The sequence below is a fragment of the Pseudomonas hygromyciniae genome, from assembly GCF_016925675.1.
GTDB classification, from domain to species: Bacteria; Pseudomonadota; Gammaproteobacteria; order Pseudomonadales; family Pseudomonadaceae; genus Aquipseudomonas; species Aquipseudomonas hygromyciniae.
Genome location: NZ_CP070506.1, coordinates 3,689,483 through 3,716,364 on the forward strand (window position 1 = coordinate 3,689,483; position 26,882 = coordinate 3,716,364).

15 protein-coding genes and 2 pseudogenes are annotated in these 26,882 nt (G+C 61.9%); 4 read left to right on the forward strand and 13 right to left on the reverse strand.

Annotation, left to right across the window (positions count from 1 at the left end; all coding sequences use genetic code 11):
- The first annotated feature begins 3 nt into the window (after positions 1-3).
- The gene (gene copD / locus JTY93_RS16285) at positions 4-852 is read left to right on the forward strand and encodes a copper homeostasis membrane protein CopD (protein WP_205480647.1); all 849 of its coding nucleotides are present in this window, start codon (positions 4-6) and stop codon (positions 850-852) included.
- 111 nt (positions 853-963) lie between these two features.
- On the opposite strand, the gene JTY93_RS16290 is transcribed toward copD, so the two are convergent.
- Together JTY93_RS16290 and JTY93_RS16295 are read right to left on the reverse strand one after the other, a co-directional pair.
- Positions 964-2,115 (reverse strand): HlyD family secretion protein, encoded by a 1,152-nt coding sequence (locus tag JTY93_RS16290; protein ID WP_205480652.1) that lies wholly within the window; start codon positions 2,113-2,115, stop codon positions 964-966.
- On the reverse strand, positions 2,112-3,773 hold the full coding sequence (locus JTY93_RS16295; RefSeq protein WP_205480663.1) for an MFS transporter: 1,662 nt from the start codon (positions 3,771-3,773) through the stop codon (positions 2,112-2,114). The genes JTY93_RS16290 and JTY93_RS16295 overlap by 4 nt, the downstream gene beginning before the upstream one ends.
- Before the next feature lie 360 nt (positions 3,774-4,133).
- Between JTY93_RS16295 and JTY93_RS29750 the strand changes: the two are divergent.
- Positions 4,134-5,288, forward strand: a pseudogene (locus JTY93_RS29750) (integrase core domain-containing protein).
- 401 nt (positions 5,289-5,689) lie between these two features.
- Here JTY93_RS29750 and JTY93_RS16305 read toward each other — a convergent pair.
- From JTY93_RS16305 to pedF, 8 genes are all read right to left on the reverse strand, one after another.
- Positions 5,690-7,168 (reverse strand): DASS family sodium-coupled anion symporter, encoded by a 1,479-nt coding sequence (locus JTY93_RS16305; protein ID WP_092239001.1) that lies wholly within the window; start codon positions 7,166-7,168, stop codon positions 5,690-5,692.
- 369 nt (positions 7,169-7,537) lie between these two features.
- Positions 7,538-8,929 (reverse strand): ATP-binding response regulator, encoded by a 1,392-nt coding sequence (locus JTY93_RS16310; RefSeq protein WP_205480304.1) that lies wholly within the window; start codon positions 8,927-8,929, stop codon positions 7,538-7,540.
- Complete coding sequence (gene ercA / locus JTY93_RS16315) at positions 8,913-10,076, reverse strand: alcohol dehydrogenase-like regulatory protein ErcA (protein ID WP_029298454.1); 1,164 nt, start codon at positions 10,074-10,076, stop codon at positions 8,913-8,915. The genes JTY93_RS16310 and ercA overlap by 17 nt, the downstream gene beginning before the upstream one ends.
- A gap of 103 nt (positions 10,077-10,179) precedes the next feature.
- Positions 10,180-10,251 carry a pyrroloquinoline quinone precursor peptide PqqA gene (gene pqqA / locus JTY93_RS16320; RefSeq protein ID WP_003243383.1) on the reverse strand — a complete coding sequence of 24 codons (72 nt, stop codon included), beginning with the start codon at positions 10,249-10,251 and terminating at the stop codon, positions 10,180-10,182.
- A gap of 632 nt (positions 10,252-10,883) precedes the next feature.
- Positions 10,884-12,404 carry an acetaldehyde dehydrogenase ExaC gene (gene exaC, locus JTY93_RS16325; RefSeq protein WP_205480302.1) on the reverse strand — a complete coding sequence of 507 codons (1,521 nt, stop codon included), beginning with the start codon at positions 12,402-12,404 and terminating at the stop codon, positions 10,884-10,886.
- Between the two features lie 28 nt (positions 12,405-12,432).
- Complete coding sequence (locus JTY93_RS16330; RefSeq protein WP_205480300.1) at positions 12,433-13,359, reverse strand: quinoprotein relay system zinc metallohydrolase 1; 927 nt, start codon at positions 13,357-13,359, stop codon at positions 12,433-12,435.
- The gene (locus JTY93_RS16335; protein ID WP_205480292.1) at positions 13,356-14,111 is read right to left on the reverse strand and encodes a quinoprotein dehydrogenase-associated SoxYZ-like carrier; all 756 of its coding nucleotides are present in this window, start codon (positions 14,109-14,111) and stop codon (positions 13,356-13,358) included. Before JTY93_RS16335 ends, JTY93_RS16330 begins: the two co-directional genes overlap by 4 nt.
- A 3-nt stretch (positions 14,112-14,114) precedes the next feature.
- The gene (pedF, locus tag JTY93_RS16340; RefSeq protein WP_029298463.1) at positions 14,115-14,576 is read right to left on the reverse strand and encodes a cytochrome c-550 PedF; all 462 of its coding nucleotides are present in this window, start codon (positions 14,574-14,576) and stop codon (positions 14,115-14,117) included.
- Positions 14,577-14,830: 254 nt separating this feature from the next.
- Here pedF and exaA point away from each other — a divergent pair, with 254 nt between their 5' ends.
- Positions 14,831-16,768, forward strand: a complete 1,938-nt coding sequence (gene exaA / locus JTY93_RS16345) for a quinoprotein ethanol dehydrogenase (RefSeq protein ID WP_205518884.1) — start codon at positions 14,831-14,833, stop codon at positions 16,766-16,768.
- A 61-nt stretch (positions 16,769-16,829) separates the two neighbouring features.
- Positions 16,830-17,479: pseudogene (locus JTY93_RS16350) on the forward strand (pentapeptide repeat-containing protein).
- Positions 17,480-17,589: 110 nt separating this feature from the next.
- Here JTY93_RS16350 and JTY93_RS16355 read toward each other — a convergent pair.
- The 3 genes from JTY93_RS16355 to JTY93_RS16365 are packed head-to-tail and all read right to left on the reverse strand — an operon-like array spanning position 17,590 to position 26,713.
- On the reverse strand, positions 17,590-19,248 hold the full coding sequence (locus JTY93_RS16355; protein WP_205479942.1) for a ShlB/FhaC/HecB family hemolysin secretion/activation protein: 1,659 nt from the start codon (positions 19,246-19,248) through the stop codon (positions 17,590-17,592).
- A 3-nt stretch (positions 19,249-19,251) separates the two neighbouring features.
- Positions 19,252-24,561 (reverse strand): beta strand repeat-containing protein, encoded by a 5,310-nt coding sequence (locus tag JTY93_RS16360; protein WP_205518885.1) that lies wholly within the window; start codon positions 24,559-24,561, stop codon positions 19,252-19,254.
- Positions 24,467-26,713: a two-partner secretion domain-containing protein gene (locus JTY93_RS16365; RefSeq protein WP_205519038.1), complete on the reverse strand. Its 2,247-nt coding sequence runs from the start codon at positions 26,711-26,713 to the stop codon at positions 24,467-24,469. The genes JTY93_RS16360 and JTY93_RS16365 overlap by 95 nt, the downstream gene beginning before the upstream one ends.
- Positions 26,714-26,882 lie beyond the last annotated feature (169 nt).

Sequence of the window (26,882 nt, forward strand, 5' to 3'; positions counted from 1 at the left end):
CCCATGGCAACCCTGCTGGTGCTGTGCCGTTTCCTGCACTTTATGGTGGTTTTGCTGATGTTCGGGGCCTGTGTACTCAGGCCCTGGTTAGTGGGCACAAGCCCGCGGCCGGCCCTGGACCGGCAGTTGTCACGCATCACCGCGCTGCTGGCCTGGCTGGCCCTGGGGTCGGGTGTGAGCTGGCTGCTGTTGATCAGTGCCAGTATGGCCGGCAGTGAACTGGCGGCGCTGGACCTGGCGACGGTGCAGTTGGTGCTGGGCAAGACCTTCTTCGGACAGGTCTGGAGCCTGCATCTGTTGCTCAATGGCCTACTGGTGCTGAACCTGCTGACACCCTGGCATCACGTGCGCCTGCTCCTCAGTGCGCTGCTGCTGGCCACCCTGGCCCCCGTGGGGCACGGCGCGATGCTCAGTGGCCTCAGCGGGCAATTGCTGATTCTCAACCAGATGGTGCACCTGCTATGCGTCGGTGCCTGGCTTGGCGGGTTGTTGCTGCTGGTGTTGATCCTGCGCCAAGCGGCCCTGTACCCACTGGAGAAAATCCTGCAGCGCTTCAGCGGTGTCGGTTATCTGTTGGTGGCCGGCTTGCTGGTCACCGGGCTGATCAATATCCGTGTGCTCACCGGGCAGTTCTGGCCGACTCCGCTGTTCAGCGGGTTTGCCTTGATCCTGTTGATCAAGGTGCTGCTGGTGGCGGGGATGCTGGGCCTGGCATTGCTCAATCGTCTGCGGATCAAGCATTGCCAGCAGCGCGTAGGGCAACTGCAGGCCAGTGTGAAACTCGAATGGCTGTTAGGCGTGGCCGCGGTGGCGGCGGTGTCCCTGCTAGGCACCCTGCCCCCGATGCTGTAGGAGCGAGCTTGCTCGCGAAAAACTCACCGACAACGCGTTTACCCAGGCAACCCGCGTTATCGTTGACGACTTTCGCGAGCAAGCTCGCTCCTACACGGGGTGTGCGGAATGTCAGGGCGGGCTGTTTTTCAGGCGGCCTGCCGTGTCGATGCTGACCACCACCGACAACCCCGGTCGCAGGCGTTCGCTCTGCTCCTGATCCGGGTCCACGGTGATCCGCACCGGCACCCGCTGCGCAATCTTGACGAAGTTGCCGGTGGCGTTATCGGCCTGCAACAGGCTGAACTCGGCGCCCGTGGCCGGCGAGATACGCTGTACCGTGCCATGGAATTTGCGGTGGTTGAGGGCATCGACGGTGAACGTCACCGGTTGGCCCACTTGCACGTGGTCCATCTGGGTTTCCTTCATATTGGCGATCACCCACAACTGGTTCGGCACCAGCGCCATCAACTGCGCACCGGAGTTGACGTAGGCCCCCAAACGCACGCCGATCTGCCCCAACTGGCCGTCCCGTGGCGCCAGCACGCGGGTGTTGGACAGGTCGATGCGCGCCAGCTGCACGGCGGCCTCGGCGCTGGCGACGGCAGCTTCCAACGAGCCGCGATTGACGATCACCGTCTGCAAGTCCTGGCGGGCGATTTCCAGGCTGGCCTGGGCCTGGGCCACGGCGGCAATGGTCTGCGCGTTGGCGGCGCGGGTCACGTCCAGTTCACGGCGCGACACCGAGCCATCGCTGATCAGTTCTTCATTGCGTCGCAGGTCGGCCGTGCTCTTGCGGGCCTGGGCCTGGCTGTCGGCCAGGGCGGCCTGGCGCAGCTTGATGGTCGCCTCGGCGCTGTTGCGCTGTTGCACCACGTTGGCCAGGGACGCCTGCTGCACCGCCAGTTGCGCCTGTGCCTGATCCAGACGCTGCTTGTAGATGCGGTCATCGAGCCGCACCAGCAGATCCCCGGCCTTGACGTACTGGAAGTCCTGCACCGGCACCTCAAACACATAACCGCTCAGTTGCGGGCCGATGATCGTCACCTGGCCGCGCACCAGGGCGTTTTCGGTGGTTTCCACGGCGCTGCTGAAGGGCGGCAATTGCCAGGCGTACAACACAATCAATACGCCGACAATAGCAATCGCGGCAAAGCCCAAAGACGAGAGGATGCGCACGCCCAGCGAGCGCTGTTCGGTGATTGTGGCTCCGGGCGGCGTGGTGCCCTCCGGGGTGGAAGCAATGGCATTGGTGGTCGTGGTGGTAGCCGTAGGTTCGCTCATGAAGAAAGTGCGCCGCTAGGTTGAACGGAAGGCGCTGCACTGGCGGCAGCTTTCTTGGTGGTGCTCATCAGCCACAGGCTGCGGGTAAAGATCCACAACATGGTCAGTATCGCGATGATCGCGATCAGCATGAACACGTCGTTATAGGCCATCACATTGGCTTCACGGGTGGCCGCCGTGGCCAGGCTGCGGATGCCCAGCAGGTTGCGCAACTCCGGATCGGCAACCACCGAGCCGTAAGCCGAGCCGCCGCTCTGCACCCGGGCCGCTACCCGTGGATCCAGCAACGTCAGGTGTTCGACAATCATGCTGGAGTGAAACTTCTCGCGCACGATCTGGAACGTGCCGAGCAACGCCGCGCCCAGCAGCCCGCCAAGGTTCTGGCATATCCCAAACAGCACCGAAAAACTCACCAGGTTGCGCGGGTTGCTCAACACATTGCGCATACCCAGCACCATGGTCGGGCCGAGGAAGAAAGTACCGCCGAACCCCAGCAGAAACTGGCTAACGTACATGTTCTCTGGTCGGGTCAGGTTGCTGGAGAAGCTGTCCATCACGGAGCCTGTGGCCATCAGGGCCAGGGAAATCACCAGGGGCATCAGCAAGTGTGCCGGGTTGATGGTCAATGCGCTGATCACCAGGCCACTGATCGCTCCCAGCAGCATCACCAGATACAAGGTGCGCATCTGCTCGCTGCTCATATTCAGCGCCTGCAAAAAGCCCACGGCGCCGGTGGACTGCTCGGACAGCACCATGCGGATCAGGATCACGGCCAGAGCGAGGCGAATCATCACCCCGCCGCCCAGCCAACGGGTCATCAGCAGCGGGTTGGCGCGGTTATGCTCGATGGCCAGCCCGGCCATGATCAGCACCAGCGAACAGGCGGAGGCGACGCCGATCCACGGTGCTTCCAGCCACCAGTCGATACGCCCCAGGGACAGCACCGCACACAGCAATGCCACGCCCGAGGCGAGCAAGGCGAAGGTCAGGAAGTCGAGTTTTTCAAAGGTCTTGAAGCGGTCGCCCGGTGGCAACTTGAGCAGGAATACACAGCCCAGGCAGGTCAGTGCCATGCCCAGTTCAAACAGGTACAGGCCACGCCACTCGGCGATCTGCAGCAAGTCTTCGGAAAACAGCCGCGCCATCGGCAGGGCCAGTTGCGCAGTACCCAGGCCCAGTACCAGGGCCTTGAGCCGCCACTTTGCGGGGAACGCCTGGACCATGTAATACAGGCCCAGGGAACTGAGGGCCGCGCCGACCATGCCGTGGGCCGCACGCACGGCAATCGCCGAACTGAGGTCGTTGACGAACAAGTGGCCGAAGGTCACCAGCGCGTACAGCACCAGGAACACTTCAGTAAATGCGCGCAAGCCGAACTGCTGGCGGAATTTCACCAGCAGCAGGTTCATCGACACGTTGGTCATCACATACGCCGCAGGCAACCAGGCCATTTCGGCGGTGGTCGCGCCCAATGCGCCTTGCAGATACGGCAGGTTGGCGATCACCAGGGCATTGCCCAGGCCACCGGTGATTGCCACCAGCACGCCAACCAGGGCAAACGCCCAGCGCTTGAGCGTGGGGTGATGGGGCGTCGATGGCGACCCCGGCAAGCTGGGACGCTCGTGGGGTTGCCAGGTATGCGGGGTGTATTTGTCCATTCGTGACCTTGATGACCGACGCACGAGGCCGGTAAAACCCTGACTCAGAGCGTAGTAGACCTGAGCGGGGTTGATCTTGTCATCTTTGTGGGGGCAGGCTTTTGTGGGAGCTGGCTTGCCTGCGATGCAGGCGCCGCGGACTGGGGGGATGTACATATCCGTTGCTGCGGTCATGGCGGCTTAGGGTTCCGCCCTTACGGCGGGTCACTTTCGAAGAGCGCGAAAGTAACCAAAGCGCTCTTGCCGGTATGACTCACCCACATGGGTTACAAATCAGTTCACGCACATAGGTAACAGTTTTTAACTGGCAGGGTCGATTTCGCGAGGATCTGACCATGCCCTGGAAAAGAGCTGAAACCTATGGACCTTAAAGTACTGTTCATTGCCGATTACCTGTCCCAGAAGCACAGCCTTAGCCAGCTGTGCCGGGACTATGAGGTCAGCCGCAAGACTGGGTATAAGTGGATCAGGCGTTACGAGGCAGAGGGCCCGAGTGGGCTTGATGAGCGTAGCCGCTGCCGCCACAACCAAACCTACGTGGTGCCCTTGGCTGTGAAACAGGCAATCGTTGAATTTCGCTTAAGTGGCGAGACGATTCCCGGCCCGAAAAAAGATTCAGAATAGTCTCATCCAGCGTTTCCCAGATCAGGATCCGCCCTCGAAGACGACCATTTACAACATTCTCAAGGCAGCTGATTTGATTACCCCCCAAGCCATTGCGCCGACGGGTGGCTGTGTATCCCAAGCCTTTACGCAAGGCAGAAAATCCCAACCAGTTATTCAGCGCTGATTACAAAGGCCAATACCTGACCGGAGCAGGGATTTGGTGTTATCCGCTGACGATCATGGATCATGCCAGCCGGTTTTTGCTGGCGTGCCAGAGCATGAGCAGCACCAATCTGAAGGAAACCCAGCAAACCTTCGAAAGGGTTTTTCGCGAATACGGCCTGCCAGAGCGCATTCGTACCGACAACGGCATACCGTTTGCCAGCACCAGTCGAGCGGGGTTGTCACAGCTGTCGATCTGGTGGATGAGACTTGGGATCATTCCTGAGCGGATCGAGCCAGGTCGCCCAGATCAGAATGGGCGGCATGAGCGTATGCACCGAACGCTGAAAAGCACGTTACCTCACCCGTCGGCAATTGCCTGGGAAGCCCAGCAGCGCCACTTTGATCGCTTCCTGCAGCACTACAATTACGAGCGTGGGCACGAGGCGCTTGGCCAGAAAAACGCCTGCCGCTTGCTATACGCCTTCAACTCGAATGTACCCGGAGAAGCTACCGGAAATGACCTATGCGAGCCATATTGAGAGTTACCTGGCCGACAGTAGCGGAATCATCAATCGAGGAGGCATGCGGGTTTATATCGGCAATTTACTTCGTCACCAGACCATCGGAATGGAGATGATTGGTGATGGGGTATGGAATGTAATCTTCGGTCCGGTGATCTTGGGCCATGTGAATGCGAGAGATGCAAAGAACGGTTATGTCTCAATCAAAGTGTCACCTATGTGAATGCACTTTTTTGTAACCCATGTGGTTGTCCCGTACATGCCCCACCACTCGGTGCCTCGCCTAGGCTCGGCATGCCCGCAGTCAGGCATTGCTCCGTGGGCCCGCCGCGATCGGCCATCCATGGCCGTGTCGCGGCTACCCCGGCATCCTGCCGGGGTGCCCACTGCGCAATACCTGCCTGCGGCCATCGTGGTTTGACGGGGCGCCTAAGATCAAAAGCCAGATCAAAAGCTGAGCAACAGCAACAGTAACGCCAGAGCGCGAAGCAGCATTCCCCTGTGGGAGCTGGCTTGCCTGCGATGGCGGCAGGTCAGCCAATAAATTTATCGACTGACACACCTCTATCGCGGCGGTGCAGCGATCCAACAAGCCATCTCCCACAGCAAGTCGGATTCAGATTTTCAGATCCAGCCCAGCCAGCTCCAGTAGGTCGCGGCGAAGACCAGCATCAACAGGTAGCCAATCAAGGTCACCAGCAAGCCCACCTTGGCAAACTGCCGCGCGGTGAAGGTGCCGGTGCCCAGGCACACCATGTTTTGCGGGGCGTTGATCGGCAGGATGAAGCCATAACTGACCACAAACCCCAGCAACATGGTCATGCCCAGCCGGCTGAAGTCGCCGGGCAGGGTTTGCAGCACGGCAATCAGGATCGGCAGCAACGCCGAGGTCAGCGCGGTGGCGCTGGCAAAGCCCAGGTGGATCACAATCAGGAACGCGCCCAGGATCGCAAACACCCCCAGCGGTCCCAGTTGATCCAGGCCGGTATGCCCCACCACCTGCGCGCCCAGCCATTGCCCGGCCTGGGTGGTGAGCAGTGCCGTGCCGAGGCTGATGCCCACGCCGAATACAATCACCGTGCCCCAGGGGATGCGCGATTGCACGTCCTTCCAGGTCATCACGCCGATGCCCGGCAGCAGCAGGAACACCAGGCCGGCGTAGGTAGTAGAAGTGGTATCGAAGCTGTGCAGGCGCCCTTCGGTGGCCCAGGCCAGCAGCAACAGGACCGAGACCGTCAGCAAGCGCTTCTGCGGCCCGGTCATGGGGCCGATATCCACCAGGGATTGCGCCACGGCTTCCTTGCCGCCAGGGATGCTGTTGCTCTCCGGTGGCAGCAATTTGAGCACCAGGAACAGCAGCACCGCCGACATGATCAGCGCCCACGGCGCCCCGGCGATCAGCCAGTCGATCCACGACACGCGCTGGCCGAGCATCTTGTCCATAAAGCCCACGGTCAGCAGGTTCTGCGCGGCGGCGGTCTGGATGCCGACGTTCCAGATGCTGGTGCCCTGGGCCACGACGATCATGATCCCGGCGGCGATATTCGAGCGTTTGTCCACGCCGAACGCGGCAATCACCCCCATCATGATCGGCACCACGCAAGCGCTGCGGGCCGTGGCGCTGGGTACCACCAGGCTGAGCAGGATGGTCACGGCAATCGCGCCCACCAGGATCCCGCGGGTGCTGGTGCCGACCCGGGTCAGGGTGACCAGGGCGATGCGCCGGTCCAGGCCGGTGTGGGTCATGGCCGCCGCAATAAACAACGCCCCGGCCACCAGGGCCAGGGCCGGGTTGGCAAACCCGGTGAGCGCCATGCTGATCGCCGGGCTGGAACCGATCAGGTGCGTGGGGTCCTGCAAGGACGGCGCGGTGCCCAGCAGAAACGCCATCAACGAAGTAATCATGATCGCACTGGCTTCGTAGGACACCGCTTCGGTGATCCACACCACCACGGCAAACGCGAGGATCGCCAGCATCCGGTGGCCGGCTACCGGCAAATCGGCGGGCAGCGGCAAGAGCAGCACGCCGATCATCACCAGCACGGCGATCACCAGGCCCATGGGCAGCTTGAAAGAAACAGCAGGTGTTGCGGGGGCGCTCATGGAAATCTCCGTCGGCCATGACAATCAAGGCCTGCAGCATGAGGCAAAGCGTCGCGGCGGGTCTTGACAGGTATCAAGGCACAGACAGTTTTGAGCCACCCTCATCGCAGCATCGGTATCTACACAACTTTGCCGCATCGCATAAATTCAAGCAGATAGCGCAGTTGTGGCGAGCGGGCTTGCCCCGCGCTGGGCTGCGAAGCAGCCCCAAAAAAGCCCGCCGCGTTTCTTCAGATAAACCGCGTTGGCAGGGTTTAGGGCTGCTTCGCAGCCCAGCGCGAGCAAGCCCGCTCGCCACAGGGGGGGGGGCGTCAGTTTCTAAAGTTGTGTAGATACCTATGCTCATCGCAGGCAAGCCAGCTCCCACATTTAGGCAGTCGTGTCGGGCGCGGCGCCTAGTAGCTGGCTCAACACCGCCCGCAGCTTGCCCGGCTTCACCGGTTTGTTGAGCAATGGCGCTTCCAGGCGCTGCAACGAGCGGCGGCACTGGTCGGTGCGGTCGGCAGTAATGATCACGGCGGGGATCTTCAACGCAAAATGCTCGCGCAACTGCCTGACCACCTCGCAGCCGACCACGCCATGATCAAGGTGGTAATCGGCCAGGATCAGCTCCGGTGCCCGTCCCTGCAACGCCTTCAACGCGCCGGCCTGATCGGTAGCAGTCACCACCTCGCAGCCCCACTGCCCCAGCAACGCGCTCATGCTTTCCAGGATGCTGACTTCGTTATCCAGCACCAACAGGCGGCGCCCCGGCAGCGGGTTGCCGGTGCCGGCCTGGGGCGCTGCCTGGCTCAGAGGCAGTGGCATTTCATCCGACAGCGGCACCTCGATGCTGAACATCGACCCACGCCCCGGCCACGAACGCACCAGCACCTGGCAACCGAGGATCTTCGCGATGCGCTCGACAATCGCCAGCCCCAGCCCCACGCCCTTGCGGTCTGCCGCACGGCCGACGTCCAGTTGGTTGAACTCCAGGAAAATCGATTCCAGGCTGTCGGCAGCAATCCCACGGCCGGTGTCCCACACTTCCAGGCGCAAGCGATCACCACGTCGTCGCGCGCCCAACAGGATGCACCCGGCGTCGGTATAACGGCAGGCATTGCTGAGGAAGTTGCGCAGGATACGCGTGAGCAAGCGCAAGTCGGTACGCAGCGCGTAACGCCCCATATGCACGCGCAAATTCAGGCCCGCCGCTGCGGCCACCGACTGAAACTCCGAGACCAGCGGCGCCAGCAGTTCGTCGAGGCGATACAGGGCAATATCCGGCTTGACCGCCGCCTGGTCGAGGCGGGAAATATCCAGCAAGTCCGCCAGCAGATCCTCTGCCCCTTCCAGGGCTTGGTGGGTGCGCTCCACCAGCACTTTCTCCACGCTGGGCAACTCCCGCTCGCGCAGGGTAGAAATCAACAAACGCGCGGCGTTCAGCGGTTGCAACAGGTCGTGGCTGGCGGCGGCCAGGTATTTGTCCTTGCTGCGGTTGGCGGCCTGGGCGGCGTCACGGGCGTCGCGCAGGTCCTGTTCGATACGCTCGCGCCGGGCGATCTGCTGTTGCAGGTTGTGATTGGCTTCGAGCAGCTCATCGGTGCGCGCCGCGACCCGTTGCTCCAGTTCGTCGTTGAGACGGATGTAGCGCTTGCGCTCGGCCTCCAACTCATCCAGCCGCGCCGTCAGCTCGGGGTAGTGACTCTTGCGCGCCGAGTGATCGCCCAATCCCAGCAGCCCGGCCAGGGCCCGTTGTTGATCGTCAGAGAGCTTCGCCATAGACGACCTCGACGTCACGCTGGCTCGACTCCCGGGGGTTGGTCAGGATGCACGGGTCATGCATGGCGTGTTGCGACAAAAACGGAATATCCGCCACGCGCACCCCGTGCAGGCCGAGGGTTTCATGGAAGCCAATGGCATGCTTGAGCGCAATCAGGTGTTCCACCAGCCGCCCGCAGATCTGCCGGTGGTTGAGGCCCCGGCAGTCGATGCCGAAGGTCTCGGCAATCACCTTGAAGCGCTCCGGCGCCGAGTTGTAGTTGAACGCCACCACATGCTCGACCAGCACCGCATTGCACAGGCCATGGGGCAGGTCGAGAAAACCGCCCAGGCTATGGGACATGGCATGCACCGCGCCCAATATCGCATTGGAAAACGCCAGGCCAGCCTGCATGCTGCCCAGCATGATTTTCTCGCGCAGGGCGATATCGCTCGGGTTAGCGATCATCTGCACCAGGTTGCCATTGATCAGGCGCATGGCCTCCAGCGCATGGGGGTCGGTCAGCGGGCCATGCCCGGTGGACACAAAGGCCTCGATGGCATGTACCAGCGCGTCGATCCCGGTACAGGCCGAGAGGAACGGGTCCATGCTGGCGGTGGTTTCCGGGTCGATCAACGACACATCCGGCACCACCGCCTTGCTGACGATGGAAAACTTCATGCGTTCCTGCTGATTGGAAATGATCACGAACTGCGACACATCGGCCGAGGTGCCGGCGGTGGTCGGGATCAGGATCAGCGGCGGGCTGGGCACGCGGATGGTGTCCACCCCTTCGAACTCGAGGATGCTGCGGCCATGGGCAACCACAATGCCGATGGCCTTGCCGCAGTCCATGGGGCTACCGCCGCCGACGGCGACGATCACATCGCAATGGTTCTCGCGGTACACCTCGGCGCCCTGCATCACTTCTTCCACACGCGGGTTGGGTGAGACGGCGGTGTACAGGCAGTACTCGATACCCAGGGCCTGCAGGCTGGCCTCGACATCCGCGACCCAACCGGCGGCGACCACGCCAGGGTCGCTGACCACCAGGACCTTGCGCGCACCAAAGGTCTTGGCGTAATTGCCGACATTGTGCCGGGAGCCGGCGCCGAAGATGATTTCTGGGGAAACGAATTTACGCAGTTGGCTGAGACTCTGGCTCATTGGTAAGCCTGTTTTTATTGTTTTTGGAAGATACGGGCCACACTAACGCATCCGCTGGCGAATGCAATCAGACCAATGGGTGGCCCCCATCCCCGCTGGAATTTCAGCGGTTGGCGAAATACATGGTCACTTCAAAGCCGATACGCAGATCGGTGTAGGCGGGTTTGGTCCACATGGTGGCGATCCTCTTGTTATGCCGGGAGAGTCCGGTGGGTTCATTAATGCATGGGTGGGGTGGCGGGCGAATGCTACTTTCGAACGACTCGGCGGCAGACATTAGTCGTGGATGTATGTGGAGCAAACGGTGGGGCTTGCTTGCGATGGGCAGGAGTCTTTAGGCAACTCGCGCTTTTGGGTGTGTACATATCCGTTGCTGCGGTCAGGGCGGCTTAGGGTTTCGCCCTGACGGCGGGTCACTTTCGAAGAGCGCGAAGCTGCATTCCCCTGTGGGAGCGGCGGTGCGACGATTCGACTTGCTCGCGAATGCGGAGTGTCAGTCAATGCATTTATCAACTGACAGACTGCATTCGCGAGCAAGCCCGCTCCCACAAGGGGGACGCGCACGAATCGACGATCAGGCCGGCTGTCAGGCCGCCTCGCTCTGCTTGTGATTTTGATCTTAGGCGCCCCGTTAAAACACGCTGGCCGTAAGGGCGGCCCCCTAAGCCGCCATGACCAAAGCAACGGATATGTACCCAACCCCAAGAACCATCGCAGGCAAGCCAGCTCCCCCACCTGACTGCATTTCAAGCAGGCAGGCTGATGCCCACCCATCAAACGGTGGAAGCTGGCATTTCAATCAAAAGATCAGAAGAACCCCAACGGATTAATGTCGTAGCTCACCAGCAGGTTCTTGGTCTGCTGGTAATGGTCGAGCATCATTTTGTGGTTCTCACGCCCAACCCCGGATTTCTTGTAACCCCCAAACGCAGCATGCGCCGGGTACAGGTGATAACAGTTAGTCCAAACACGCCCGGCCTTGATCGCCCGGCCCATGCGGTAGGCACGGTTGATATCGCGAGTCCACAGCCCGGCGCCCAGGCCGAATTCGCTGTCGTTGGCGATCGCCAGGGCTTCGGCTTCGTCCTTGAAGGTGGTCACGCCCACCACCGGGCCGAAGATTTCTTCCTGGAATACGCGCATTTTGTTGTGGCCCTTGAGCAGGGTCGGCTGGATGTAATAGCCGCTGGACAGGTCGCCCTCCAGGTGTTCGGCGGCGCCGCCGGCCAGCAGTTCAGCGCCCTCCTCCTGGGCGATGGTCAGGTACGAGAGGATCTTGTCGTACTGCTGCTCGGACGCCTGGGCACCGACCATGGTCTCGGTGTCCAGCGGGTTGCCACGTTTGATCTTGACGATCTTCTTCATCACCTCGGCCATGAACGGCTCGTAGATCGACTCCTGCACCAGCGCCCGCGACGGGCAGGTGCACACTTCCCCCTGGTTGAAGAACGCCAGCACCAGGCCCTCGGCGGCTTTTTCGATAAAGGCCGGTTCCGCCTGCATGATGTCTTCGAAGAAGATATTCGGCGACTTGCCACCCAGCTCGACGGTAGACGGAATAATGTTCTCGGCCGCCGCGTGCATGATGTGCGCGCCCACCGGGGTGGAGCCGGTAAAGGCGATCTTGGCGATGCGCTTGCTGGTGGCCAGGGCCTCGCCGGCTTCACGGCCAAAGCCCTGGACGATGTTCAGCACGCCCGCCGGCAGCAGGTCGGCGATCAGCTCGGCAAACACCATGATCGACAGCGGCGTCTGCTCGGCTGGCTTGAGCACGATGCAGTTGCCGGCGGCCAGGGCCGGGGCGAGTTTCCAGGCGGCCATCAGCAGCGGGAAGTTCCACGGGATGATCTGCCCGACCACACCCAGGGGCTCGTGGAAGTGATAGGCAGTGGTCAGCTCGTTGATCTCGGCGGCGCCGCCTTCCTGGGCGCGGATGCAGCCGGCGAAGTAGCGGAAGTGGTCCGCGGCCAAGGGTACGTCGGCATTCAAGGTCTCGCGTACGGCCTTGCCGTTGTCCCAGGTCTCGGTCACCGCCAGCACTTCCAGGTGCTGCTCGATGCGGTCGGCAATTTTCAACAGCACCAGAGAGCGATCCTGGGCCGAGGTCTTGCCCCAGGCGTCAGCGGCGGCATGGGCAGCATCCAGAGCCTTGTCGATATCGGCGGCGCTGGAGCGCGGGAATTCAGCGATCACTTCCCCAGTGACGGGCGAGGTGTTGGTGAAGTACTCACCGTTGACCGGGGCCACAAACTCGCCACCGATAAAGTTACCGTAGCGCTGTTTGAAGGTGACGATGGCGCCGGGGGTGCCAGGTTGTGCGTAGATCATGATGAGGCCTCTTTCGGGGGGGATGTTGTTATTGATCTATCCGTTGCATCTGAGCGCGTTCATAGCGGGGATACAGGTGGCTGACACTGCGGATCAGTTCGTAGCGGCTCAGGCTGATGGCCGCAAAACGTTCGGGGATGGGGCTGCGGATCATCTCGCCCATGGCGCTGCCGTTGGCGGCACCGGTGGCCATGAGCTGGTCGAGCCAGCCCAGGTAGTCACGCATTTGCGCGAAGGGTTGGGTGTCGGTTGCCACAGGCCCGTGGCCGGGCACGATCACCTTCCAAGGCAGGCCTTGCAGGGTGGCGATATCCGCCCGCCACACCGACAGGCCTGGGGTGTTGGGGGTGGTCAGGGCGCGCTGGTAAAACACCAGGTCGCCGGCAAACAGCACGCCGGTTGTTTCATCGAGAATCGCCAGATCGGCCCCCGTGTGGCCACTCAAGGCCAACAGGCGCAAACGATGACTGCCCAAGCTCTGCACGCCGGGCGTGACGGTTTGGCTCGGCAGCAGTACCTCGGTGCCACGCATCCAGTCGCCGACCATGCGGTACATGTTTTCTGCCATAGCGTCGCCCTGCTCGCGCAGCAGCGTGGCGGTGCCTTGCAGGGCGCCGATGGGCACGTCCTTGAATGCCTGATTGCCCAACACATGGTCGGGATGGTGATGGGTCAACAGGACCTGGATCACCGGTTTGTCGGTGACCGTGGCAATCGCCTGGCGCAATGCCTCGCCGTAGCGCCGGGACGGGCCGGTGTCGATGACCACTACCCCGGTTTCGGTGACGATAAACCCGGTATTGACGATATTGCCGCCGTTGTCCCTGGCGAAATTATCGGTGCTGCCTTCCAGCAGCCAGGTGTCGGCGGCGATCTGCCGGGGCTTGAGGGCGTAGTCCAGATCCGCCAACGCCGGCAGGCTCAGGCCCAGCAATAACCACAGGAGCAGCTTCATGGGATCGCCCCTTCGAATTGGCTGCCGCTGGTGTCGCGCAGCACCAGGCGCACTGGCCCTGGGCTTTGCAGGTCAAACGCCAGGTCGGGGTTCTCGCTGACCGCTGCAAACAATTCCAGGCGCGCCAACACTCGGTCCTGGGCGTCGCGCAGCTCGGCATGGTTGATATAGAACTCAGGGATGCCGCTGACCATGCCATTGTCCATGGGGTGCGCCACTTGCAGGCGCAACCGGCTGAAATCGCTGCGTGGGTAACGACCGCCCAACACTTCGCCCAGATGCTCTTCCCAGCCCGGCTGGCTGCGCACCACGCTGGGGGCGGTGCAGCCACCGCCGGCGGCGTCGATCAGGGTCGAACCGACGTGCCACAGGCCATCCTTGGTCAATACGGCGGCGCGCAGTGGCGTGGCCTGTTCGATACGAATGCGGATCGCCAGCCACGGCAACACACCCTCGCCCGGCTGGAAATCGACGATTTTCGGCAATGGATTGAGTTCGGCCCAGGCGATGATTTTCACCACCTCGCCCTTGAAGGCGCGGGCGTCGATTTCCAGCGGTACCTGGCGCGCATCCTCGGCAAATGGCGGCGCCAGCAGCTTGACCCGCTCATCAAAGACGAACGGGGCGTTGTCCAGGAACTGCTGGTGGAAATAGTTCCACATCACCGACGGCACCGGGTCTTTGCCGGGGTCCATCCCGTAGGCGGCCAGTGGCAACCAGCAGGCCAACAGCCAATGTGCGCGCCAGCCCATGGCTTACTCCTCGACGTGCACGCTATCAAGATAAGTGCGCACCGCCCACAAGGCTTCCTGGCTCAGGTAATCGGCCATCTTCGGCATATACACCCGGCCATCGCGCACTGCGCCATGGCGCACCCGCTCCACAAACCACTCGTCCCCGGCATCGCCCTCATCAAGCATGCGCAGGTCAGGCGCGATCCCACCAGACTTGGCTTCCAGGCCGTGGCACGCGGCGCAGTTCTGGTTATAGGCCGAAGCGCCGACTTCCACGGCCTTGTCGCGTTGCGGCGACTGGCGATACGGGTTCACCGCCGCCCAACCATCGGCATCCAGTGTCACGCCGGCATCCTTGACCGGCGTCAGTCCCTTGGTTTCCACGGCCGTGGGTGTCACGTTGCCATGGGCCCAGACGGAGCCTGTACCGATCACGCCGGCCAAGAGGCCAGCCAGCAGCAAGGCGTTGCGTTTTGTTGTCATTGTTTTTCCCTCAGGATTGCACGCAAAACCCCTTTGCAGAGGCTATGGCAACCATCTTAGGAACGCCTCGCCAAGGGCCGTATGCTGCTTTGGTGGCCGGGGTCTACTCCCTTGGTAGTAAGGCTTGCGAGGCACTGCTAAATCAGATGCGGTTCGGGAAATTGTCCCGGCCACACCGGGACATTTTCCGTATCCGCGCGCCCCGTTGACGCAGCAACCTGTGCAGGCCAAAACCTCCACTGGGAACTGCAACCATGACAATAAGATCGCTACCCGCCCTCTCGCCGCTGAGCCTTGCCGTGCAGGCTTTCCTGCTGGTCGGCAGCCTGTCCTTGAGTGCGGCGAGCTTCGCCGCGGCTGAACCTTCCAAGCAGACACGTAACATCACCTGGGAAGACATTGCCAACGACCACCTGACCACCAAGGACGTGCTGCAATACGGCATGGGCACCAATGCCCAGCGCTGGAGCCCGCTGGCCCAGGTCAACGACAAAAACGTATTCAAGCTGACGCCGGCCTGGTCCTACTCGTTCGGCGATGAGAAGCAGCGCGGCCAGGAATCCCAGGCTATCGTCAGCGACGGCGTGGTCTACGTCACCGGTTCCTACTCCCGGGTCTTCGCCCTCGACGCCAAGACCGGCAAGCGCCTATGGACCTACAACCACCGCCTGCCCGACAACATTCGCCCGTGCTGTGACGTGGTCAACCGTGGCGCAGCGATCTTCGGCGACAAGATCTACTTCGGCACCCTCGATGCGCGCCTGATCGCCCTCGACAAAAACACCGGCAAAGTGGTGTGGAATAAAAAGTTCGGTGACCACGCCGCCGGCTACACCATGACCGGCGCCCCGGTGCTGATCAAAGACAAGGTCACCGGCAAGGTCCTGCTGATCCACGGCAGCTCCGGTGATGAATTCGGCGTGGTCGGCCAACTGTTTGCCCGCGACCCGGACACCGGCGAAGAAGTGTGGATGCGTCCGTTTGTCGAAGGCCACATGGGCCGCCTCAATGGCAAGGACAGCACCACCACCGGCGATGTGAAAGCGCCTTCGTGGCCGGATGATCCGACCACCGAAACCGGCAAGGTCGAGGCCTGGAGCCACGGCGGCGGCGCCCCTTGGCAGAGCGCCAGTTTCGATGCCGAGACCAACACGATCATCGTCGGCGCCGGCAACCCCGGCCCGTGGAACACCTGGGCGCGCACCTCCAAGGACGGCAACCCCCACGACTTCGACAGCCTTTACACCTCAGGCCAGGTCGGCGTCGACCCAAGCACCGGCGAAGTGAAATGGTTCTACCAGCACACGCCAAACGATGCCTGGGACTTCTCCGGCAACAACGAGCTGGTGCTGTTCGACTACAAGGACAAGGACGGCAAAGTGGTCAAGGCCACCGGCCACGCCGACCGCAACGGGTTCTTCTACGTGGTAGACCGCAACAACGGCAAGCTGCAGAACGCCTTCCCGTTCGTCGACAACATCACCTGGGCCAGCCATATCGACCTCAAGACCGGGCGCCCCGTGGAAAACGAAGGCCAGCGTCCGGCCAAGCCATTGCCAGGTGAAACCAAGGGCAAACCGGTGGAAGTCTCGCCGCCGTTCCTCGGAGGCAAGAACTGGAACCCCATGGCCTACAGCCAGGACACCGGCCTGTTCTACATCCCGGGCAACCAGTGGAAAGAGGAATACTGGACCGAGGAGGTCAACTACAAAAAAGGCTCGGCGTACCTGGGCATGGGCTTCCGTATCAAGCGCATGTATGACGACCACGTCGGCACCCTGCGGGCAATGAACCCCACCACCGGCAAGGTGGTATGGGAGCACAAGGAAGCCCTGCCGCTGTGGGCTGGCGTGCTGGCGACCAAGGGCAACCTGGTGTTCACCGGCACGGGCGATGGCTTCTTCAAGGCCTTCGACGCGAAAACCGGCAAGGAGCTGTGGAAGTTCCAGACCGGCAGCGGCATCGTCTCCCCGCCGATCACCTGGGAACAGGATGGCGAGCAGTACATCGGCGTGACCGTCGGCTACGGCGGCGCGGTGCCGTTGTGGGGCGGCGACATGGCCGAGCTGACCAAGCCGGTGGCGCAAGGCGGGTCGTTCTGGGTGTTCAAGATCCCAAGCTGGGATAACAAGACCGCCCAAAAAATAATCCACTCCAGGGCAAGGGGTCGCTGTCCGTGGCGAGGGGGCTAGTCCTCCGTTGGGCCGCGCAGCGGCCCCTCCCCCCAAAGCCCCCCTCCCTCAAGGTCTTGCCATGAACTACCTTCCCCTCGTGCTACTCCTGGCTTTACCCATCGCCCACGCCGACGACGGCGACGACCAACCCCTGGTCATCAACGGCTGCACCATCGCCCCCCCCACAGCCAATGCCCCGGTGCCAACCTCAAGGGCGCCAACCTGCGTAACCAGGACTTGAGCAAAATGAACCTGGCCGGCGCCGACCTGCGCGAGGCCGACCTGCGCCACGCCAACCTCGACCTGGCCAACCTGGAAAAAGCCCAACTGCAAGGCGCCAACCTGACCCGCGCCAGCCTGCAACAAGCCAACCTGCGCCTGGCCGACTTCACCGGCGCGACGCTGATGGCCGCACAAGGCTGGGGCATGTTTGCCCAGGGCGCGCAATTTGAAAACGCCAACCTCAGCGCCGCCTACCTGCAATTTGCGCGGTTGTCGGGGGCCAAGCTGCACAAGGCCAACCTGCGTGCGGCGGACCTGGAAATGACCTGGTTGAGCAAGGCTGACCTGCAAGGCGCGGACCTGAGCGATGCCAACCTACAAGAAGCCAAGTTCGGTGAAAGCAACCTGGAACAGGCCACCCTCACCGGCACCCGCCAGCACTATGCCAATTTCCAGGATGCCAATATGGAAGGCTGCAAGGATTGCCCCACCACCTGGGACCGCTAACTCTTGCCGGCGATGAGGGCCCTGAGTCCTGCGCAGCCAATTCGGCCGCCATCGCCGGCAAGCCGGCTCCTACAAGGGGCGATTTATCCTGTGTTCGCCGAGGCTTTGGCCTAGAAGGCTTTACTCACCTGTGCCCACACCCGTGGCGTGCGCGACACGTCGCTTTGCGGGTCCGCATTGCCGACCCGCCAGGCCGCAACAGTACTCAGGCGCCAGCCCGAAGCACTCCAGTTGGCACCCACACCGGTCGCCGAGAGGCTGCGATGGTTTTCCCCGTCCGACCACGTGTCTTTAATCAAACGCACCGAGCCGTGATCGACAAAGGTCAGCAGGTTCCACTGCTCAGTCAATGCATAGCGCAGTTCCAGATTGGCCACATACCCCTGGTCACCCGCTGCCTCGCCCTGGGGATAGGCCCGCACGCCATAGGCGCCACCCAGGCTGATCTTCTCCGATGAGTCGAGGTTGCCGTCCGCCCACTGGCCCTGGACCTGCCCATACAGGCTAAAACGCTCACTCAAGCGTTGCAGGCGCACCACGCTGGGGTTGATCTTCTGGAAGCGCCCGGCGGTCTTGGCGGTCAAGCCGTCGAACAGTTTGTCGAAGGCCCCGTCCAGGTTCAGGCTGCCCTCGCTCCAGGCCAGGGAGAACGCACTGACGCCACCGCCCAGCAGGTTATCGCGCAGGTTACCGTCCACGCTGGCAGTCACTACTCGCGCCTGTTTCTTGCTGCTTGAATCGTAGAGATCGATGTCGTCGCGCAGGTGTTTGTGGTCGTATTGCAGTTGCGCATTCAGGCTGAAGGCTCGGGTGCGAATCAGCGGCTGCTGGACAAACACGCTGGCAATCCGCGCATTGCCCTTGGCGTCCAGTTCGTCGAAGTCCTTGGCCAGTTGATAGTCCATGTCCGAATAGGCCACGCCCACTTGGGTCGACCACGGGCCGACCGGCAGTTGATAAGCCGCGCGGTAGTAATGCTGGTCCTCGTCGCTGCCCATCACCCGTACGCTGGCCTGATCGCCCAGGCCCAAGGGGCTGGCCAGGTTCAATGTCCCGCCCAGGCGATACTCGCCGGTGAATCGGTTGCCGTAGTTGTCCAGGTCCACCTGGCCGGAGACCAGCGGGGCATCCTTGACATCCACCACCAGGTCCGTGGCACCCACCACCGCGCCGGGTTGCAGGGTGGATTGGACGGCCACGCCAGGGGTCTGCTGCAGCAACAGCAAACTGCGCTCCAGCGGCGCTGCACGTACGGCCTCACCCGGGTCCAGCGCCGACAGCGGCGCCTGCAGCACGCCATCGCGCACGCGGGATTGGTTGTTGATCCTGACCTGGCCGTACTGCCCTTCGAGCACGCTGATGCTCACCACGCCCTTGTCGATTTCCTGCGCCGGTAAATACGCACGGGCCAGCGGGTAGCCCTGCTGGCGATACAACGCAGTGATACGCGCCGCACCGGCCTGCAATTCACCGAGGCTGACCACACGGTTTTGCAGGTCGACCAGCAGCGCCAGCAATTGATCGTCGGCAATCACCGTATTGCCGGTAATCGTAAAGCCATTGACCTGCAACGTCGGCCCGGTGACTTTCACCGCGGTGTCCGGCGCCGCTGGCAGGTTCAATTCCAGGGTCTGTTTGGGCGGCAGGCTCAGTGGCTGGCTCTGGATTTCACGCATCGACTGCCCGGCATCCGGGGCGATTTCAGCGTGGGCCATCCCACCTGTCGCGGTGAGCAAGGCAAGCGCAATCGGGTTTAAACGCAGACGCATGAATCAGAGTCCTTCTGGAAGGCGCAAGCCTTGGTCAACGAGGGTATAGAGGTCATTGGGCAGTTGCAGCCCGCTGGTTACCGGGGCCTGTGTCGGCTTGGGCAGATTGCGCAATGGCTCAACGACTTCGACCACGGTTTGCAGCGGTGCCAACGGCGGTGCATCCACCGTCAGCAGGCCATCGATGTAAGCGATCTCGTAGTTGGTGGCAGACAGGCCCGAAGCACTGACCTGATACTCGCCGGCGCTGGCACTCGAGGGGGCGCTGAGCAGCAGGCTGCCGCTCAGGTCTGAAGCCACGCTGTCAGTGCCGAGCAGCCCGTTATAGGCCACCTCGAACGCGGGGGTTTGGCCTTGCGGGACCCTCGTATCGCCCACGGTGACGTTCAGTAACGCCTTGGTGATATCGGCCGTAGTCGCTGCCGTGCGGCTGACCTGATAGTTGCCCAAGTCCACACCGGCCAGGGTGATATCGCTGATATTCACGGTTTTGCCGGTGGCCGCGTTTTTGTCGCTGAAGCGGCCATTGGCCGAGAGCACAGATACATCGTCACCGCTCACCAAGCCGTTGAAACCGGCACCCGCCAGGTTCAGCACCGCGCCAGTGGTGGCGTCGTAGACCTTGTTGCCCGCGGTGATACCGGTGACGTTCAGGGCCTTGGTGCTGATATCGGCGCTCAGGCCCACAGGATTGCTGATGCTGTAGTTACTCGCCAGGCCGCCGTTGCTGCCATTGACCAGGGTGGCGCCGCTGGCGGTCACGGTCTTGCCGGTGCCGGCGTTTTTATCGCTGAACGTAGCGCCGAGGCCGATGACGCCGAGGGTTTCGCTGCCCACCAGGCCATCCAACACACCACCGCTAAGGCTGGCGAGGTTGTTGCCGTCATACACTTTGCCGTTGGCCTGCAGGCCGCTGATGGTCAGGGTCTTGGTGCTGATATCGGCGCTCAAGCCCACTGGATTGCTGAGGCTGTAATTGCTCGCCAGGCCGCCGTTGCTGCCATCGACCAGGGTGGCGCCACTGGCGGTCACGGTTTTGCCGGTACCCGCGTTTTTATCGTCGAACGTTGCACCAAGGCCTGTCACGCCAAGGCTCTCGGAGCCCACCAGGCCATCCAACACACCACCACTGAGGGTCACCGCATTAGTGCCGTCATAGACCTTGCCGCCCGCTGTCACGCCAGTGAGCGTCAGGGCCTTGGCGCTGATATCAGCGCTCAGGCCCACAGGATTGCTGAGGCTGTAGTTACTCGCCAAGCCGCCGTTGCTGCCATCGGTCAGGGTAGCGCCACTGGCGGTCACGATCTTGCCGGTGCCGGCGTTTTTATCGCTGAACGTAGCGCTGAGGCCGGTGACGCCGAGGGTTTCGCTGCCCACCAGGCCATCCAACGCACCACCGCTGAGGCTGGCGAGGTTGTTGCCGTCATACACCTTGCCGTTGGCCTGCAGGCCGCTGATGGTCAGGGTCTTGGTGCTGATATCGGCGCTCAAGCCCACTGGATTGCTGAGGCTGTAATTGCTCGCCAGGCCGCCGTTGCTGCCATCGACCAGGGTGGCGCCACTGGCGGTCACGGTTTTGCCGGTACCCGCGTTTTTATCGTCGAACGTTGCACCAAGGCCTGTCACGCCAAGGCTCTCGGAGCCCACCAGGCCATCCAACACACCACCACTGAGGGTCACCGCATTAGTGCCGTCATAGACCTTACCGCCCGCTGTCACGCCAGTGAGCGTCAGGGCCTTGGCGCTGATATCAGCGCTCAGGCCCATGGGATTGCTGAGGCTGTAGTTACTCGCCAAGCCGCCGTTGCTGCCATCGATCAGGGTAGCGCCACTGGCGGTCACGGTCTTGCCGGTGCCGGCGTTTTTATCGCTGAACGTAGCGCTGAGGCCGGTGACGCCGAGGGTTTCGCTGCCCACCAAACCATCCAACACTCCACCGCTGAGGCTGGCGAGGTTGTTGCCGTCATACACCTTGCCGTTGGCCTGCAGGCCGCTGATGATAAGGGTCTTGGCGCTGATATCGGCGCTCAAGCCCGTGGGGCTGCGCAGGATGTAGTTACTGGCCAAGCCGGTACCATCGGCCAAGCCGCCGCCGCTGACGGTGACCGTTTTGGCATTACCGACGTTGGCGTCCAGGAACACCCCGGCCAATGTTTGGAGGCTCAGGGTTTCACCGCTGACCAAACCGCTGAGCACGCCACCGGACAAGGTGGCCGCCGTGGTGCCGTCGTAAGTCTTGCTATTGGCGGTGATCCCGGAAACGGTCAGGGTCTTGGCGGTGATATCGGCAGTCCATCCCGTTGGATTGGCAAGGCTGTAGTTGCTGGCCAGGCCGCCGTTGCCACCATTGACCAGGGTTGTACCGCTGGCCGTCACGACCTTGTCGGTGCCGACGTTTTTGTCCGCAAAGGTGGCGGTAAGGCCTGTCACCCCGAGGGTTTCATTCCCAACCAAACCACTCAGGGAACCGCCGCTCAGCGTGGCCGAGAGGCGACCGTCATAGACTTTGTCGACAACGCTCATGCCGATGATGGCCAGGGCCTTGGGCGTAATACTGGCCGTGGTCGTGGCCGTGTTGTTGACGAAGGTGTAGTTGCCCAGGTCGCTGCCTGACAGGGTGATATTGCTGATTAGGACCGTCTTGCCATTGCCGGCATTCTTGTCGGCGAACTGGCCGGCGGCGCTGGCCAACACCACGTCATCCCCGCTGATTTTTCCGTTGATCGTCGCACCTACCGGGCTGAGTGATGCGTTGGCATTACCGTTGTAGACCTTGCTGAGTGCAGTCAAGCCGCTGATGCCACTGATGACTGCCTTGAAAATGTCACCGCTCAGAGCGGCCGGCTGGCTGAGCCTGTAGTTTTGCGCAAGCCCCGACCCGTCACTCAAGGTCACGGCGGCAACCGTCACGGCCTTGCCGACACCAGCATGTTTGTCCGCATAATTGCCGATAGCGTCAAACCCCAGGGTCTGCGTGCCCACCAGGCCATTGAGGGTGCCACCGCTCAAGGCCACCGAAGCGCTGCCATCGTAGACCTTGTTCGCCGTCAGGCCACTGATGGTGAGGACCTTTTGGGTGATGTTGGCAAGCACCGGACTGATGTCCAGAGGGTTTATGTTGTAGTTGCGGGCAAGGCCGCCGGCGTCGCCCAGGGCCACGTTGATCTGCACGTTTTTCCCGTTGGCGGCATTGGCGTCGGCGAATTGACCGCTCAAGGTCATGCTCACGGATTCGCCAACCACCAGGCCACTGAGCTGAGCAAACGGCTGGAGACTGACGGAGGTCGTGCCGTCGTAGATCTTGCTGTCGGCCATCACGCCAGTGACGCTCAAGGCTTTGGGGGTAATATTGGCGCTCAGCGGGCTGCTGGTATCGAGTCTGTAGTTGCCTGCCGCGATGCCGCCCAGGCCCAGGTCAACCTGGATGCCAGTGCCAGCGTCTTTGCTGGTAAAGGCAGCGCTCAACGTCACCTTGTCGATGTCTGCGGCAACCAGCCCGAACAGCGTATGACCGCCCAGGGTGGCGACAGTGGTGCCGTCATACACTTTGTTGTTGACCGTGGTGCCGGCCGTGCTCAGGGTGGCCTTGTTCACCGACAAGGTGCCGTCGATGTAGTTGATCGAATAGCCAAACTGCCCACCTGTCGAGGCAAGTCCGCTCAATTTCAGGCTGTAGTCGCCAGCATTGATCGCACCGACGCCAGTGCCGCCCAACACCAGGGAGCCGGTCAGTCGACCGTCGGCGTCAAGGTTTGGCGTATAGGCGCCGCCGTAGGCAGTGCCGTCGTAGGTTTTCGTGATGTCGCCAGCCACCACGTTCAACTGGGTCATGAAGCTGCGCAGCAGCGGCCCAGAACCACCGTTGTAAACCACCCAGGTCTTGTCCAGGTCCCAGCCGGCGTTGGAAAAGGTGGATAGGGTCTGGATTTGTGTTGTGGTCAGTCCACCGGCTTGCGTCGGAATTGCAAACGAATCGCCCTCGGCATAAAGCTGCCCCGTCGCGTTGGTGTCCCAGAAATTTTTGGAAAAAACGGCATTACCGTAGTAGCCACCTATAAGCCCACCAGCGAACCCACTTCCCGAGTTAGCCGTCACCCGGCCACTGACGAAGTTGTTCGATAAGCTGCCGCCATCCAGTAGCCCAACCAAACCGCCCGCCATGTCAGCCGTGGCCGTCACAGAGCCGCTGAAATAGGAGTTGGAAAGACTGCCTCCTACTTGATACCCCGCCAAGCCACCCGCATAGGCCTCAGCTGTCACCGTCGCACTGGAGAAAGTGCCCGCCAGTGTCCCGAAGCTGTAACCGACAATGGAGCCGGTGTACAGCGCGCCGCTGATACTGCCGCCGTCAAGCCCCAGGTTACTGACGCGCCCCGTCTGGGAGATTACACCGAACAGCCCGTTAAATTGCTGATTGCCGCGGTCAATCTTCAGGTTTTTGATCACGTGCCCTTGGCCGTCAAAGCTACCCGCGAAATACAGCACTCGATTGACATCGCCCAGTTGCACAAAAGTGCCATTCCACACATCAGTCGTTCCCGCCGTGGCCCCGGCGACGATATCGCGGCCCAGGGTGTATGTGGCATTGAGGTCCATGGCCACCAACTGCAGTTGATGGGCGTTGGTGATAGTCGTGGAGTATTCGCTGGCCAGCATTGGCAGCGTGCCACTGGTGCCGCTGTTGATGCCGCTGCTGTCGGCATTGACCATCACCCAGGCATTGCCTGTGGCACCGGGTGAAGCGCTGAAATTGAAGCCCTGGAAGCTGGAGGTCTGCTTCATTTGCACGGAGCTCAAGCCCACTGCGGTACCTGTACCTACATCACCAGTACTGATGTCGTTACCCCAGCCTGAAAGCCCTGGGTTGACAGTCGTGTTGTAGTAGCCGCTGGTGACCGAACCACCGCTGTGCCGGCCAATCAGGCCACCCGAAGCGGAGCCGGTGACCTTGCCCACCGAATAGGCATTGACGATGGTGCCTCCGGCATTGAGCCCCACCAGCCCACCATTGTTGGCCGTATTGGTGAGGGCACCGGTCACCGAGCCAGTACTGTAGACGTTGCTCAAACTGCCCCGATTGACCCCAACCAAACCACCGTTGTACGCGCCGCTGCCGACCCCGTTGATACCCACATTGCCGGTGGCGTAGCTGTTGGTGATCTGCCCGCCCAAGAAGTTGTTACCCACCAGCCCACCCGCCGTGCCGCCACCGGTAACGTTACCCGTGGCGTAACTGTTGGTGATGACCCCCGTCGCCCGGTTGGCCGAAACCAGCCCCCCCGTTGTACTGCGCGTTGGTCGTACTGGTGACACTCCCCGTCGCACTGCTGTTTTCGATGCGCCCCTCGTTGCGCACCACCAAGCCACCGAGCCCCGCCCCGCGCAAACCGATCACATTCGCCGTGGAATAGCTGTTGCGCACAATACCCGTGTCGGTGTTCAACGAGACCAGCCCCGCCGCGCCGGCGTAGTTGGTGGACGTCACGGTGCCTGAGGTATGGCTGTTGCTGACGATACCGGTGTTGGTGCCCACCAGGCCGCCCAGTTGTACATAGTTGGTGCCGGTGACCGCACCGCTGGCGTAGCTGTTGTCGACCCACCCACGGTTGTAACCCACCAAGGCGCCAACGGCGTAGATCGACGGGAAGACATCGACCAGCGTGCCCGTCAACGCGATCGACACATGGGTCAACCCCACGTTACGCACCGCGCCGGTGGCACTTACAGCGCCAAACAAGCCGGCATCGGTGGTGGTGCGATTCATGCTCAGGTTGCTGATGCTATGGCCCAGGCCATCAAACGTGCCGGTAAACGCCCCGCCTGCGACCGTGCCCAGGGAATCGAACCCCGTACCACCATTCCAGGTAGCCGTGGCTGCGGCATTGATATTGCTGCCCAGCACAAAGTTGCCGTTCAACGCGCCATTGATCCCTTGCAGGTCCAGGCCGGTGACGCTGCCCATCGCACCGAGGCTGGTGATCACGGTGTAGTCCACACGCGTGCCGTCGCTGCCTTGCCTGGTGCTGAAATTCTGCCCTGCCGCCAGGTTGACCGGGGCCTTGATATTGATGCTGCTGGTGCTGCCCGCTGCCACCGCACCCTGACCATATTCCACGGCCAGTTTGGCGCTGCCGGAGCCGAACATTTCCTTGTTGATATTGACGTTGTTGTGGGCGGTCAGGGTCAGGGTGTTGGCGTTCCAGACCACCGTGTCATTGATGTTGATATTGCCCGCGCTAGAACCGGTGGCGACGGTCGCAACGGTCATATTGGTGGTTTTCAGCCGGTCGCTGACAGCGGCCCCGGTGATGTCGCCACCGGTAGCGGCGATGGTGTAGTCAGTCGGATCGATCAGCCAGTTGCCAGTCTTGCCCTTGGCCGCTGCCGTGGTGATTTTTGCGCTGTCGGCCACCTTGACGTGGGCACCGGAGGTCTCGATAAACCCACCGTTGCCGCCGCTCGGCGCCGAGGCATCCAGGGTGCCGGCCACTTGCACCGTGCCACCGTCAAAACCGCCGAGCAGGACGATCTTGCCGCCCTTCTCGCCCAGGGTATGGGCTTCAATCACCCCGGTGTTGTTGACCACAGTTTGCAGCAACGCGTCGCTGGCCTTGGCGGTCATGATCACCTGGCCGCCGTCGGCCTGGATCAATTGGCGGTTTTCCACCAGGGCATTCTTGGTGGCTTCATCGACCTGTACGTTGAGCAGGCCGTCACCGGCAAAGTCCAATGTCACTTTATTGCCGGCGGCCAGGGCCACGTTGCCCAGCTTGGCGGCGATCACCCCCTGGTTGCTCACGGTCCCGCCCAGCAGCGCCACCGCGCCGCCGTCGCCGGCCTTGATCGAGCCCTGGTTGACCACACTGGCATTGCCGGCACTGCCTTGGCCCTGGAACTTATAGTTGCCGGCGGCAAAGTCGCTGTTGGTTATATCCAGGGTCGAGGCCACCAGGCCACCGACATCCACCGACGAGCCCTTGCCGAACAGCACGCCATTGGGATTGACCAGGAACACCTGCCCGTTGGCGTTCAGTTGGCCCATGATCTTCGAGCCATCACTGCCGACCACGCGGTTCAGGGCCACGGAGTCCTTGCCGGGCTGGACAAAGGTGACTTTTTTGTCGGCACCGATGTTGAAGCTCTGCCAATCGATGGCGAGTTTTTGCGTGGTTTGATTAATGACCATCTGCTGCTGGTCGGGCGTAAGAATTTGCCCATTGCCCAGCACTACCTGACCACCGGTAGGCAAGCCAGATGCCAGCGCGGACGCAGGCACCAGGGTGGCACCGCCGAGTATCAGCGCAATCGCAAACTGCAAGGTGCGCAACGGGGCGCACAGCTCGGTATGTTCCACGTCATGAACCGCACCAACGCTGCCGCGCTTGCCTTGTCGGCTGGCGTTTTCGCTGGCAACCACCCACGCGCTAAGGCTGTGATTCCAGATCACACTGAAAATGCGGTTCATGATTGAGGTCGTCCCTGAGCAATAAATGGCACGATGCCATTACTTGTAGGACAATTCTGCATGGATACGGTGAATTTGTAAGCGCCTTGGGATGATAAAACTCATCTAATCGAGGTTTTTTTTCATATTTTGGATCCATTTTGCTCCGATCAATTGAGCGCCAACATCA

Bases quoted from the DNA above. Each gene is read 5' to 3' on its own strand.
- JTY93_RS16310 (WP_205480304.1), bottom strand. From the start codon at position 8,929: ATGGCGAAGCTCTCTGACGATCAACAACGGGCCCTGGCCGGGCTGCTG.
- JTY93_RS16295 (WP_205480663.1), bottom strand. From the start codon at position 3,773: ATGGACAAATACACCCCGCATACCTGGCAACCCCACGAGCGTCCCAGC.
- JTY93_RS16335 (WP_205480292.1), bottom strand. From the start codon at position 14,111: ATGGGCTGGCGCGCACATTGGCTGTTGGCCTGCTGGTTGCCACTGGCC.
- JTY93_RS16305 (WP_092239001.1), bottom strand. From the start codon at position 7,168: ATGAGCGCCCCCGCAACACCTGCTGTTTCTTTCAAGCTGCCCATGGGC.
- ercA (WP_029298454.1), bottom strand. From the start codon at position 10,076: ATGAGCCAGAGTCTCAGCCAACTGCGTAAATTCGTTTCCCCAGAAATC.
- exaA (WP_205518884.1), top strand. From the start codon at position 14,831: ATGACAATAAGATCGCTACCCGCCCTCTCGCCGCTGAGCCTTGCCGTG.
- copD (WP_205480647.1), top strand. From the start codon at position 4: ATGGCAACCCTGCTGGTGCTGTGCCGTTTCCTGCACTTTATGGTGGTT.
- exaC (WP_205480302.1), bottom strand. From the start codon at position 12,404: ATGATCTACGCACAACCTGGCACCCCCGGCGCCATCGTCACCTTCAAA.
- pedF (WP_029298463.1), bottom strand. From the start codon at position 14,576: ATGACAACAAAACGCAACGCCTTGCTGCTGGCTGGCCTCTTGGCCGGC.
- JTY93_RS16355 (WP_205479942.1), bottom strand. From the start codon at position 19,248: ATGCGTCTGCGTTTAAACCCGATTGCGCTTGCCTTGCTCACCGCGACA.
- JTY93_RS16365 (WP_205519038.1), bottom strand. From the start codon at position 26,713: ATGAACCGCATTTTCAGTGTGATCTGGAATCACAGCCTTAGCGCGTGG.
- JTY93_RS16290 (WP_205480652.1), bottom strand. From the start codon at position 2,115: ATGAGCGAACCTACGGCTACCACCACGACCACCAATGCCATTGCTTCC.
- JTY93_RS16330 (WP_205480300.1), bottom strand. From the start codon at position 13,359: ATGAAGCTGCTCCTGTGGTTATTGCTGGGCCTGAGCCTGCCGGCGTTG.